Raw genomic sequence first — 13235 nt, 5'->3', positions numbered from 1 at the left:
AAATTTTTAGTTGATACAGCTTATTTTAACATATAATGACAAATATGCTGTATTCTATTATAATTTATAGGAAGAACCGGTACTTCCTTTAAAACAGACGTAAAAAATTTAACTCGTACAGGAGAATGATCGATGAAACTTATACACAGCTTGTTCCTGCTTGCAGGATTTTCCTTGATTGCGGCCTGTCAGAGCAGTCAGGCCAATACAATGGTGTTATTAGATGCAAATATTAAAGAAGTGAACATTTCCCCTTCGATGGGAACAGGGGATATCAATCAGGAAGTGATATTTTCTTTCCGGGATGCACAGTCAGTAGAAGTCTGGGAAACGGCCATTACCACTGCAGTGAAACAAAGCTCAGAGGTAATAAATACCTCACCCGATTATGATATTGTAGTGGAATATGAAGAAGGCTATCCTGCACATGCGATGCATTTGTGGCTGGGGCAGGAGAACAAAAAAAGCACCTTGATGTATTTGGTGGAAGAAGATGGACCTTATCTTACTTCTGCTTTGCTCACTAATCAGCTGAGGGAACTGCTGGAACAAGCAGAGTAACAACACTCGAACGCAGGGAAGAAAAAAGACCGGATCAAAGGAACAAAAAAATGAACAGTCAAAACTATTTTGATGAGGAACATTATAATGGAAATCATTTGCATGTAGACAATTACCAGGAGGAATCCAATCTGCTGATTGAAGGAATCGCCTGGGTCAGGCAGAATGGTTCGATGGATTTGTTTTTTAACGGCTTTGCAGATGCTCGTGAAAAGCAGGAGCTGTTTATTGAAAATAAAAGATACTGTGAAACGTTTAAAGGCGGATATATCGGTAATGTAAAGACAGATGAGCAGGCATATTCTATGTTTCATCATTGGACAGCCGCAGTATTAAATCCTTATCGAAATCAAACAAAGTCTCTACCCAGAAGAAGGTAGATCGGAGCGGAAGAATGATGGATTGGAAAAATTATCTACACACTAAGTTCCCAGGGCTTACTCTAAAGCCTAGTCTCTGTGTGCAGTGGGAGAAAAGCTATACCGAGTGGAGTCCCTCTAATGGTTACGAAATTGCTGATATTCCCTGCATCGAAGCCTATACTGATCCAGATGCATATAAAGACGATTCCTTCAATCAAATCTGGCTTGCCGTCAAGTGAAATTAATACAACCGCAGCATTTGTGAGAATTAAAAACTATTAACTTTATTTCTCTTCAGTACTTTCATTTTAAAAGATTGTTTACTGTTCTTTTACTAAGATTCACGGATAGTAAGTAAATTATTATCAACTTTGACACCGCTTTCAAAAGGTGGTAATATTTTATTTAAGTTAATATTCAGGCTGAGATACGGAGAGCCGCGTACAGAAATTAGACCCGGGAGGGGTCTGCTTGCTGTGCGCGGTTTTTTATGTTTTCCAGCCGCTCATTTTAAGGAGGAGATAGGATTGTCGGTATACATTGCAGAAATTATCGGAACGATGCTGCTGATCATTTTTGGCGGCGGTGTAGTAGCAAACGTGAATTTGGAGAAATCAAAAGCGCAGGGCGGCGGCTGGATTGTTGTAGCTTTTGGATGGGGCTTCGCTGTCGCCATGGCGGTCTATGCGGTCGGCCAGTATTCTGATGCCCACATTAACCCGGCGGTAACACTTGGATTTGCTTCCGTTGGTGAATTTGACTGGGCGCTGGTGCCCGGTTATATTGCTTCGCAGGTGATAGGCGCAATGATCGGCGGGATGATTGTATTTGCGCATTTCAGAGATCATTTTACAGAAACGAACGATCCGGATGTGAAACTGGCTGTCTTCTCAACAGATCCGGCCATTCCCAACCGTTTTTCAAATTTCATCTCTGAATTTATCGGGACAGCTGTGCTGGTAAGCGGACTGCTCAGTATTGGGGCAAATGAATTTACAGAAGGGTTAAATCCTCTCATTGTTGGTTTTCTGATTACAGCGATTGGTCTTTCCCTAGGCGGACCGACCGGCTATGCGATTAATCCGGCACGTGACCTTGGTCCCCGGATCGCCCATGCGCTGCTGCCGATCCCGGGCAAGCGTGATTCCAACTGGGCATATGCTCCGATACCTATCCTGGGGCCGATCTTCGGCGGGATCTTTGGTGCCATGGCTTACCGGTCATTTTTTCTGGAAGAAGGATATGTGGAGCTCGCTATTTTTACTGCAGTTACGATTGTAGTTCTTGGAGTTCTTCGCTTTACCACAAAGCGTCATGAGCCTATGGCGAGCAATCCGGATGTGAAGAACTAAAGAGGGGAAATCAGCATGTTATAAAATGTATGGTGTAAAAGCCTGCCCGGTTTCCAAGAAGAATTAACCTTATTACCCCCGCAGAAGACCGAAATATAATATGATATACTATGCTCAACAGCTGTCTTTTGCGCAGCAGATGAATATCGGCTTCTGGAGATAAAAATCCTGTGTCGAAATTCTCGTGAAATGAGGGTATAGGATGACGAAACATAAAATTTATACGATGAGCTTTGCGAGCGTCTATCCACACTACATTAATAAAGCGGAAAGAAAAGGCCGTACGAAAGCAGAAGTGGATGAAATTATTCGATGGCATACCGGGTACAGCCAGGAAGACCTGGAAGGGCAGCTGGAAAAACAGACTAACTTTGAGACGTTTTTCGAAGAAGCCCCAGAACTGCATCCTTCCCGGACTTTAATTAAAGGTGTAATCTGCGGCGTGCGCGTGGAAGAAATTGAAGAGCCGATCATGCGTGAAATCCGCTACCTGGATAAAATGATCGATGAACTGGCGAAAGGAAAGAAAATGGAAAAGATTTTGCGTAAGTAAGAACTGCACAAGTCAGAACACCGGCTTCTCCAACATGAGAAACCGGTGTTTATTTATATAACAGTAAAGCAAGCAGCTTTATACCTTCCATGGCAGCTGTAGTAAATGGTTCACTAACTTCATATTATTTATACAAACTTAACGAGACCTTAGGATTGTAAGTGCTCCATTTGCGATATGCTTAATAAAAGCAAAAAGGGGAGATGTTTAAATGCATACAGAAATTTTTGCGCACCGTGGCTATTCAGCCCTGTATCCGGAGAATACGATGCTTGCATTTCGTGAAGCAGCAGCTGCAGGAGCGGAAGGTATAGAGCTGGATGTACAGCTGACAAAGGATGAACAATTTGTGGTGATGCATGACGCAACACTGGACCGGACGACGGAAGGAAGCGGGAGAGTACGGGAGCATACGTGGAAAGAAGTTACTAGAATTACAGCATCGGAAGATCAAAAAGTGCCTGGGCTGGAGGAGGTACTACGCTGGGCGCAGCACCAGAATATTACGTTAAACATTGAACTAAAGCATGCACCGGAGGACCGGAATATTGCAGCAAAAGAAATTATCCGGATGTTACAGGCACTGCCTCAGCAAAAACCACCGATTATTTCCTCATTTGACCATGCAGTCCTTCCGCTGCTGGGAGAAGAAACTTTCCGCATGGAAAAAGCAGTGCTGACTGTGGGCACGTTAGTCGACCCGGTGAAGTATTTAGAAGAAAATTTTATTGCAGGATATCATTTTCATCACCCCATGCTTACCTTAGAAGAAATAAAATACCTCAGTCAAGCGGGTGTAAAGCTTCGCCCTTATACAGTGAATGAGGAAAACGAAATTAAGAAACTGATCGAAGCGGGCTGCCAGGCAGTGATTACAGATGAACCAGCACTTGCAGTTCAGATAAGAAACAAATTCATAAAAGTATAAATTTGAAATCGGTCTCTGACGAGGAGGCTGGTTTTTTTATTTTATCCTTCAATAAAATGAGTTTTGTAAATTATATAAATGATTGTTAATATTCTCCATTACTTATTTACATAAATTTACTGTAATCTCATCTTCTCTCTACATAGAATTAATATTCAGCCTTTACGCTAAGGAAGGATGAAAAAAGAGCAATCAACAGGGGGTTTTGTAATGGAAGAGGGAAGTGTGAAGCTGAAGCACATATCTAAAAGCTATGATAAACAAACTTTTGCTGTAAAAGAAACAAGTGTAGACATTCAGCCAGGAGAATTTTTTGTGCTCGTGGGTCCTTCCGGGTGCGGAAAAAGTACAATGCTCCGCATGATCGCAGGGCTTGAAGAAATCACCGCAGGAGAAATTTACATACATGGGAAGTCAGCGAATGATACTCCGCCCAGCAGACGAAGGATATCAATGGTATTTCAAAATTATGCGCTCTATCCTCATTTAACAGTAGAAGAAAATATTCTCTTTGGGTTGAAAGTAAGAAAAGTACCCAAAAAAGAACAACTGCGTCTCTGTCTGGAAGCGACAGATATGCTTGGTATGACAGAGTTTTTAAAAAGAAAACCAAGGGAGCTTTCCGGCGGACAGCGGCAGCGGGTAGCACTTGCAAGAGCAGTAGTAAGCCAGATGCCCATTTGTCTAATGGACGAACCATTGTCAAATCTCGATGCTAAGCTCCGGGGACAGATGCGGACGGAAATCCGCCAGCTGCAGCAGAAGCTTGGGATTACAATGATTTACGTTACGCATGACCAGGTGGAAGCAATGACAATGGGAGACCGCATGATGGTGTTAAAAGATGGAGAAGTGCAGCAGATAGGAAAGCCGCTGGATATTTATAACAATCCGGCTAATGAGTTTGTCGCCAATTTTATCGGGGCGCCGCCGATGAATATCACAGAAGCGGAAGTCCAGCGGGATGGCAGCTTAAGAGTGCATCATAATAACTCGCTTACTCTTCTTCCTGCCAGCAGTAATATGAAAATGCACCTTGGAGTACGACCGGAGCATATCCTGCTCACGAAAACACAGGAAACCGACTGGGAGCTCTCGGTAAAGATAAGTACGGTGGAAATACTGGGCAATGAAACACTGCTTACGTTTGAAGTTGGAGAAACCTTGTGGAAAGCAAAAATCCCGGGACAGTGGCACTACGAGAAAGGACAGGTAACGACTATTCACATCAATAAACAGCATATTCATTTATTTGATGGGAGAACGGGGAAGATGCTGCCTGAATCGGTGGGGGTTGCAAGGAAGCCTGCTGCAGTGCAGGGAGGGGCATCTATATGAAACAGCAGGCGGCAGACATACTAGACACCAAAACGCTTACTGTCCAGGATGCAATAGATAAATACAAGGTCGCCTCCACAAAAACCTGGTGGCAGAAAACGGGAAATTACCGCATTGCTTTTTTATATCTTCTCCCATCACTTTTGTTGTTTTCCGTATTTATGTTTTATCCGATGATTTATTCTTTGTATTTGAGTTTTTTCTTCACGGACGCTCAAGGGACCGCATCAGCGTTTGTCGGCTGGGAGAATTATACGTATCTGTTTCAGTCCGCAGCTTTTCGAAACAGTGTAGGAGTAACACTGCTGTTTGTACTCTACACAGTACCGTCCAGTGTCATCATCGCTTTGTTTCTCGCGCTGCTTGCCAATGAAAAATTACGGGGAATCGGATTATACCGTACGATCTTTGCTTCTACGCTTGGAATGAGTGTAGCTGCTTCGGCAGTCATCTGGCTGTTTATGTTTCATCCGACTGCCGGCATATTAAATGCAGCACTCACCTCCATAAACCTGCCGGCTCTTTCCTGGCTCCAGGATTCGACGATGGCGCTTGTTTCTGTTGCGATTACAACGATCTGGATGAATACAGGATTTTCTTTCCTGATCCTGCTTGGGGGGCTGCAGAATATCGATGAACATCTTTATGAGAGTGCCCGGATCGACGGGGCAGGGTATTTTTACCGGCTGCGGAGAATCACGGTACCGATGCTTTCCCCGACACTTTTTTTCATTATTACGATCACCTTTATTAATTCTTTTCAGTCATTTGGACAGGTAGATATCTTAACAGGTGGCGGCCCGGCCGAAGCTACGAATTTGATCATATATTCTATTTATAAAGAAGCTTTTATATATTATCAGTTTGGACCGGCGAGTGCGCAGGCGATTATTCTATTTGGTGCGGTACTTCTTCTTACACTGCTGCAGTTTAAGTTTGGTGAAAAGAAGGTGCATTATCAATGAAGAGAAAAATGATTCTTTATGCACTGCTTACGCTTGCGGCGTTCGTGATGTTCTTTCCGATCATGTATGCCTTCTCCGTCAGCTTCATGACAAGCGAAGATATTTTAAGCAGGCGGCTGCTGCCGAGCAGTCCGACATTGGATAACTACAGAGACGTTCTCGTTTCGGTGCCAATCCTTCACTATTTAATGAACAGCTTTATTGTTGCTTCAACGGCGACGCTGGGAATGCTGATTGTCAGTGCACTTGCCGCATTTATATTTGCTTTTATTCCATTTAAAGGAAGACAGGCAGTGTTTCTGCTTTTTATTTCTACACTGCTGATTCCCTGGGAAGCAACGATGATTCCGAACTTCTTTACGATTCAGTCTCTTGGCTGGATGAACAACTATTTAGCATTAACGATCCCTTTTTTTGCCCTGGCTTTTGGCACTTTTCTGCTGCGGCAGCATTTTAAAACAGTTCCTCAGGAATTGTATGAAGCCGCTCAGGTAGAAGGGCTGTCCAACTTCCAGTTTTTCTATAAAGTCGTTGTTCCTTATGCAAAAACAAGTTTTGTCACCTTGGGGATTTTTGGGTTTCTTACTACATGGAATATGTATCTCTGGCCCCTTTTAGTTACAACGAACGATACAGTTCGCACGGTACAGATTGGGCTGCGCCGGCTTCAGGCAGATGAAGTGGCTACGAACTGGGGACTTGTAATGGCAGGTGTAATACTGGTAATTATCCCGACGCTGATTCTTCTCGCTGCAGGGCAAAAGCAGCTGCAGAAAGGACTGGCAAAGGGAGCAATTAAATAAAAAAGAATAGGATGGGTGAGAAGAAAATGAAAAAGACATTATTTTTTATGAGTGTTTCACTGCTTACATTAGCAGCATGTGCAAGTAATGAAGAGGGAGAAACAAATGAAGCGGAAGCAGAAGGAGAAGCTTCAGCAGAAGAAGTGGATGAAGAAACTAACAATGAGGCAGAAATATCTGAAGAGGTAGTGGAAATTGAATTCTGGCACGGCATGGGCGGAGGACTTGGCGATACGCTCGAAGCTCTTGTCGATGATTATAATGCTTCACAGGAAGAATTTCATATCACGCCTGAATACCAGGGATCCTATGAAGAGCTGTTAACACAATTCCGGACTGTCGGTGGAACAGAAACGGCTCCGGCCCTCGTGCAGATGTTTGAAGTCGGTACAAAATATATGATCGAAAGCGGTTATATTACGCCTGTCCAGGAATGGATCGACAAAGATGGCTATGATGTGACGCAGCTGGAAGAAAACATCTTAAGCTACTATACGGTGGAAGATGAGCTTTATTCCATGCCGTTTAACTCTTCTACGCCAGCCTTATATTTCAATAAAGATATGTTTGAAGAAGCAGGACTGGACCCGGAAAACCCGCCGAGAACTTTCTCTGAAATCAAGGAAGCAGCAGAGAAGCTGACAGATGAAGATACCTATGGCTTTTCCATGCTTGGACACGGCTGGTTTTTCGAGCAGCTGATTGCGACGCAGAGTGCAGATTACGTAGATCAGGAGAATGGACGAACCGCTGATGCAACAGAGGTATTGTTTGGAGGAGAAGAGGGACTGCGCGCCTATGAGTGGCTGAATGAAATGAATGAAGCAGGCACTTTCGAATATTATGGCAGAGACTGGGATGATCTGCGGGCTGCCTTCCAGACGGAAAATGTAGCAATGTACATGGATTCTTCTGCTGGAACGAAAGATGCTATTAACAATGCCGGATTTGAAGTAGGCGTTTCCTTTATTCCGCATGCAGATGAAATCGATCCGAACGGGGTGGTAATCGGCGGCGCTTCTGTCTGGATGGGAAGCGGCATCAGTGAAGAAGAGCAGCAGGGCGCCTGGGAATTTATGAAGTGGTTTAACCAGCCGGAAGTACAGGCGGAATGGCATGTAAACACAGGTTATTTTGCGACGCATCCGGAAGCTTACAACGAGCCGGTCGTAGAAGGAGAGCATGAGGAATATCCACAGCTGCGCGTGCCGATTGAGCAGCTGCAGGCAACCGTTCCTTCCAGTGCGACACAGGGAGCGTTAATTACTGTCTTCCCGGAATCCAGAGAACAGGTAGTTACTTCGCTGGAGGAGTTATATCAGGGAACTTCTCCGGAGGATGCACTGCAGATGGCAGTCGAAGGCTCCAACCGTGCGATTGAAGTATCAGAACGAGCTTCGGAATAGATATAAAGTTTTTTATATAAAAAATATACGAATGCTGTCAGTGATTGCTGGCAGCATTTTTTGTGTAAATAGTATCAATATTAGTGAGTTTTTATCACGATTGCATGATATCCTTATTTTAGAAAATAGGGTAAGCCATATATTCAAAATCAAATGATTTTTCTGGTCAGTAAAACAGAGTTAAACTGCCGAATTAAAGCACTGCCTTTTATAAGGAGGAGGGATAAGAAGAATGAAATGTTTATGTGAAACCAACACAATATGCAGTTTAAAAGTAGAGGGGGACGTGGGGGCAGATCCAATTTGGTGCAGTATTTGCGGCGCTAATTTAAATGTAGATGATTTGCCTGTATCAAGGAGTTTAAAAATTGATCTGGAAAAATGGTCACTCCAATATGGAGAATGGATCAACTGGGAGAATGATACATTGACAAGCAACGGAATAGAGCTGGAACACCTGCATAACAGTAAGGGAGAGCTGTTAACAAAACGCCTGCGCGAAGAAGTTGGCCCGGATTGTCCTGTAACATTTTCCCCTGCTGTATCTGGGAAGGCATACCAGGATTTATTCCAGGAATAAGTGCAATATAGGAGAAGATGCATACTTGCCACATTATAAAAAGAATATATAAGGAGGACAGGAAATGGCTGTTCAATTTCAACGTCTGAAAAGCAGCAGCGAAGGAGTAAAACAGTTGAGAGAACTAAACCAGCTGTACGCAGAAGCTTTTAATGACCAAGAAGTATACAGTGGAAATAAACCGTCAGATAAGTATCTCCTCAGAAACTTGGCTAAAGACAGCATGTTTATCTGCACAGCTTCATTTGAGGGAAAGGTAGTCGCAGGGTTAACAGCTTATGTGATAGAAAAAATGGAACAGGAAAATTGTGAAATTTACATTTATGATCTGGCTGTTGATAAAAATTTCCGCCGGCAGAAAATTGCTGCGCGACTTTTAAAGTACCTTATAGCAGAGGGGAAAAATATTGGTGCGGCTGCAGTTTTTATCCAGGCAGACAGGGAAGACGCTCCGGCAGTTGCATTATACGAATCTTTTGGAGATCGGGAAGAAGTCTATCACTTTGATATTTATTTAAAAAAGTAAGGACAGCGTACTATTTTATTGATTTTCCTAAAGAAAAATAGATTCCTTTTGAAGCAGAAGCGCGCATGAAGCTTAGAGGATTTAATAATATAATTAGGAGGAGAAACTATGTCGCTAAAAAATAATCTTTCAGAAAAACAGCAGCAGGAATTTTTAGATTCACTTAAAAAACGCTTTGAAAATAACACACACCGCCATCCGGGTTTAGCATGGAGTGATATTCAAAAGAAGCTGGAAGCACACCCTGAAAAGCTCTGGTCGCTTCATGAAATGGAAAGAACGGGAGGCGAGCCCGATGTTGTTGACTATGATGAGTGGGAAGACGTTTACGCCTTTTACGATTGTGCTGCAGAAAGCCCAAAAGGACGCAGAAGTGTCTGCTATGACCGGGAAGCACTCGAAGCACGAAAAAAACATAAGCCGGAAAACAATGCGCTGGATATGGCAGCGGAAATGGGTATTAAGCTTTTGACAGAAGAGCAGTATCGAGCACTTCAGAAGCTGGAACATGTGGATAAGAAAACATCAAGCTGGATTGAAACACCGGGGGAAATTCGCAAGCTTGGCGGGGCGCTTTTCGGTGACTGCCGCTATGAACAGGTGTTTATTTATCATAATGGTGCAGATTCCTACTACGGAGCCAGAGGATTCCGTGGTTCGTTGAGTATCTGACTCATTCAACATGTCAGAAGCGGGAGAGAGGGATCCGGTGAACGCGTCATTTATACTTCGATTAAAAGCGTTCTTTTTCGATTATCTATGGATTCTGCTGTATTTAGCAGCTGTTTTCGCAGGTACTGTTTTTGTATTCCCTCCCTTGCAGCAGCTTTTTCAAGGCTCGGCTGTAACAGCGCAGTTAACGGGGATTCTTCTGGTAACCCTGCCTGTATCGCTTTACTTTATTATTGGTGATTCCAGACTTATCGGTCAGTCCTTTGGGAAAAAGAAGGTGAACATTCAGGTGGTGGACAGCAAAGGAAAGCCTTTATCCTTTGCTCACTCTGCTGTCAGAGTACTGCTGAAATTTCTTCCTTGGGAGCTTTCACACTTTCTCGTTTACCGCTTGGTGTATATCGAAGGAAACGTACCACTGCATCTGACTATTCTCGGCATTTCTATTTACATCCTGATTTTTGTATATATATTGACTGCTCTATTTACCAGGAAAAAGCAGGCACTGTATGATATTCTCTGTAAAACAGAGGTAGTTCCTCATGTGAAAAGTACGTACCGACATAAAAATTAACGCTGTGGGGAACGAAGCATTAATAAAAAACACAGCCCCGTCATTTTGTTGACGGGGCTGTCTGTATTTAAAACTATTTTATTTCTTTACGTCAAAACGGTCAGCATCCATGATCTTCACCCATGCAGCAACAAAGTCTTTTACAAATTTCTCTTTGTTGTCGTCCTGCGCATATACTTCCGCAAGACCGCGAAGTACAGAGTGAGAACCGAAGACAAGGTCAACACGCGTCGCAGTGCGCACAAGGTTGCCAGTCTGACGGTCAACACCTTCATAAGTGCCGTCTTCTTGCGGCTGCCATTCAATACCCATATCCATCAGGTTCACGAAGAAATCATTCGTGAGTTCACCGACACGGTTTGTAAATACTCCGTGCTTCGTACCGCCGTGGTTTGCACCAAGCACGCGCATACCGCCGACGAGTACAGTCATTTCATGTGCAGTAAGACCAAGCAGCTGTGCCTTATCTACCATAAGTTCCTCAGAAGATACAGCATACTCTTTCTTCTGGAAGTTACGGAATGCGTCAGCATACGGCTCAAGAACTTCAAAGCTTTCTGCATCTGTCTGTTCCTGTGTAGCATCACCGCGGCCTGGAGTAAATGGAACTTTCACTGCAAAACCAGCATCTTTTGCTGCTTTTTCTACTGCAGCGCTTCCGCCGAGTACGATAAGGTCAGCAAGACTTACTCCTTTATCGAAGTCGCTTTGAATGCCTTCAAGTACAGAAAGTACTTTTGCAAGTTCTTCCGGCTCGTTCGCTTCCCAGTCTTTCTGTGGAGAAAGACGAATGCGTGCTCCGTTTGCTCCACCGCGCATATCAGATCCGCGGAAAGTGCTCGCAGAAGCCCATGCAGCTTTTACAAGTTCACTTACGGTGAGGTCAGAAGCAAGAATTTTTTCTTTCAATCCTTCAACATCTGCATCAGTAAGTTCATAGTCTACTTTTGGAATTGGATCCTGCCAGATAAACTCTTCTTTTGGAACTTCAGGACCGAGATATCGATCACGAGGACCCATGTCGCGGTGAAGAAGTTTAAACCATGCACGAGCAAACGCATCCGCAAACTCATCAGGATTCTCATGGAAGCGGCGGGAAATTTTTTCGTATGCCGGATCCATTTTCATTGCCATATCGGCAGTGGTCATCATGATTGGAACCTTCTTATTTGGATCCGCTGCATCTGGTGCCATATGATTTTCATCAGGATTTTTAGGTTCCCACTGATACGCGCCTGCAGGACTCTTTGTAAGTTCCCACTCATAACCGAAGAGTACGTCAAAGTAAGTCATGTCCCACTTTGTAGGCGTCGGCGTCCAGGCACCTTCAATTCCGCTTGTAAGTGTGTAAGGACCGTGTTCTCCTTTTTCACTGTTACTCTTCCAGCCGAAGCCCATAGATTCGATAGGAGCTGCTTCCGGATCTTCTCCTTGATGCTCTGCAGGTACCGCACCGTGTGCTTTACCGAAAGTATGACCGCCGGCAGTAAGTGCTACTGTTTCTTCATCATTCATACCCATACGCTTAAAAGTCTCGCGAATGTCGCGGCCGCTTCCTACTGGATCCGGCTCGCCGTTAGGACCTTCAGGGTTTACATAGATAAGCCCCATCTGCACAGCTGCAAGTGGGTTTTCCAGCTCCCGGTCTCCAGAATAACGCTCGTCTCCAAGCCATTCTTTTTCAGGGCCCCAGTTAACATCCTGTTCCGGCTGCCAGATGTCTTCACGTCCTCCGCCGAAACCAATTGTTTTACCGCCCATGGATTCAATTGCTACGTTTCCTGCAAGCACAAGAAGGTCAGCCCAGGAAAGCTTGTTGCCGTACTTCTGCTTTATCGGCCAAAGCAGACGTCGTGCTTTATCCAGGTTACCATTATCCGGCCAGCTGTTTAGTGGAGCGAAACGTTGAGAGCCGCTTCCACCGCCGCCGCGGCCATCTCCTGTGCGGTATGTACCCGCGGAGTGCCATGACATACGAATGAAGAATGGACCATAGTGTCCGTAGTCTGCAGGCCACCAGTCCTGGCTGTCTGTCATAAGATCAAGAAGATCTTTTTTCATTGCATCATAATCAAGCTTTTGAAATTCTTCTGCATAATTAAAGTCTGTACCCAGTGGATTCGTTTTTTCACCATGCTGATGAAGAACGTCCAGATCAAGTAAATTTGGCCACCAGTCTTTGTTCGTAGTGGCTTCTGATTTAGGTCTGCTAGGTAAGCTCTGATGCGTTACCGGGCATTTCCCAACGTTCTCATTGTCATTACTATGCATACATGAATACCCCTTTCTGTTTTGAGAAGAACAGGTTTCGAACACCTGCCCGTCTTCTAAAGATAATGTAATATAGAGACAATATTTATTCTCACATTATAATTATAATAAATTATGAGCTAAATAAAAAGCAAAACGATGTAAAAAATTAAAATACTTTTATTTGGATATGTTTATCTGAATAAAAGAGAACTGCAGGGAATACAAGGAAAATATCCGGCTGTGCTGATAAAAATTACTTGTATGAAGTATCTGTATCCTTTTCCGGCAGTGAAAAAATTTTCGCAGGTTACAATTCGTTAATGAGAAAATCCCCCGCCTGAAAATTGACGGGGGTGGGGATA

General features: G+C 43.9%; 15 protein-coding genes. 14 read left to right on the top strand and 1 reads right to left on the bottom strand.

Annotated elements, in window-relative coordinates:
* Positions 1-132 precede the first annotated feature (132 nt).
* The 14 genes from BLP92_RS08250 to BLP92_RS08185 all read left to right on the top strand — a co-directional run bounded on the left by BLP92_RS08250 (position 133) and on the right by BLP92_RS08185 (position 10620).
* Entirely contained in the window at positions 133-561 is a 429-nt protein-coding gene (locus BLP92_RS08250) for a YhfM domain-containing protein (RefSeq protein ID WP_244516733.1), read from the top strand.
* Between the two features lie 50 nt (positions 562-611).
* Entirely contained in the window at positions 612-941 is a 330-nt protein-coding gene (locus BLP92_RS08245) for a hypothetical protein (protein WP_090842459.1), read from the top strand.
* Positions 942-955: 14 nt separating this feature from the next.
* A complete protein-coding gene (locus BLP92_RS08240; RefSeq protein WP_090842458.1) occupies positions 956-1162 on the top strand; it encodes a GyrI-like domain-containing protein in 207 nt (68 codons plus the stop codon).
* Between the two features lie 288 nt (positions 1163-1450).
* Positions 1451-2275, top strand: a complete 825-nt coding sequence (locus tag BLP92_RS08235; RefSeq protein WP_090842456.1) for an MIP/aquaporin family protein — start codon at positions 1451-1453, stop codon at positions 2273-2275.
* Between the two features lie 202 nt (positions 2276-2477).
* Positions 2478-2828 (top strand): DUF2200 domain-containing protein, encoded by a 351-nt coding sequence (locus BLP92_RS08230; protein WP_090842454.1) that lies wholly within the window; start codon positions 2478-2480, stop codon positions 2826-2828.
* Between the two features lie 211 nt (positions 2829-3039).
* Complete coding sequence (locus BLP92_RS08225; RefSeq protein ID WP_090842452.1) at positions 3040-3756, top strand: glycerophosphodiester phosphodiesterase; 717 nt, start codon at positions 3040-3042, stop codon at positions 3754-3756.
* A gap of 210 nt (positions 3757-3966) precedes the next feature.
* Positions 3967-5094, top strand: a complete 1128-nt coding sequence (locus BLP92_RS08220) for an ABC transporter ATP-binding protein (protein WP_090842450.1) — start codon at positions 3967-3969, stop codon at positions 5092-5094.
* Positions 5091-6059, top strand: coding sequence for a carbohydrate ABC transporter permease (locus tag BLP92_RS08215; protein ID WP_090842448.1), 969 nt, complete (start codon positions 5091-5093; stop codon positions 6057-6059). Before BLP92_RS08220 ends, BLP92_RS08215 begins: the two co-directional genes overlap by 4 nt.
* On the top strand, positions 6056-6862 hold the full coding sequence (locus BLP92_RS08210) for a carbohydrate ABC transporter permease (protein ID WP_090842446.1): 807 nt from the start codon (positions 6056-6058) through the stop codon (positions 6860-6862). Before BLP92_RS08215 ends, BLP92_RS08210 begins: the two co-directional genes overlap by 4 nt.
* 26 nt (positions 6863-6888) lie before the next feature.
* A complete protein-coding gene (locus BLP92_RS08205) occupies positions 6889-8268 on the top strand; it encodes an ABC transporter substrate-binding protein (RefSeq protein WP_090842445.1) in 1380 nt (459 codons plus the stop codon).
* Between the two features lie 232 nt (positions 8269-8500).
* The gene (locus BLP92_RS08200) at positions 8501-8848 is read left to right on the top strand and encodes a hypothetical protein (RefSeq protein WP_090842443.1); all 348 of its coding nucleotides are present in this window, start codon (positions 8501-8503) and stop codon (positions 8846-8848) included.
* Positions 8849-8912: 64 nt separating this feature from the next.
* The gene (locus BLP92_RS08195) at positions 8913-9374 is read left to right on the top strand and encodes a GNAT family N-acetyltransferase (protein WP_090842441.1); all 462 of its coding nucleotides are present in this window, start codon (positions 8913-8915) and stop codon (positions 9372-9374) included.
* 108 nt (positions 9375-9482) lie between these two features.
* Entirely contained in the window at positions 9483-10046 is a 564-nt protein-coding gene (locus tag BLP92_RS08190) for a DUF4256 domain-containing protein (protein ID WP_090842439.1), read from the top strand.
* A 37-nt stretch (positions 10047-10083) separates the two neighbouring features.
* Positions 10084-10620 (top strand): RDD family protein, encoded by a 537-nt coding sequence (locus BLP92_RS08185; RefSeq protein WP_090842718.1) that lies wholly within the window; start codon positions 10084-10086, stop codon positions 10618-10620.
* A gap of 78 nt (positions 10621-10698) precedes the next feature.
* On the opposite strand, the gene katG is transcribed toward BLP92_RS08185, so the two are convergent.
* The gene (gene katG / locus BLP92_RS08180; protein ID WP_090842437.1) at positions 10699-12891 is read right to left on the bottom strand and encodes a catalase/peroxidase HPI; all 2193 of its coding nucleotides are present in this window, start codon (positions 12889-12891) and stop codon (positions 10699-10701) included.
* Between the last annotated feature and the right edge of the window lie 344 nt (positions 12892-13235).

The sequence above is a fragment of the Alkalicoccus daliensis genome (genome assembly GCF_900103955.1).
GTDB classification, from domain to species: domain Bacteria; phylum Bacillota; class Bacilli; order Bacillales; family Salisediminibacteriaceae; genus Alkalicoccus; species Alkalicoccus daliensis.
This window is presented reverse-complemented; position numbering and strand designations above follow the sequence as displayed.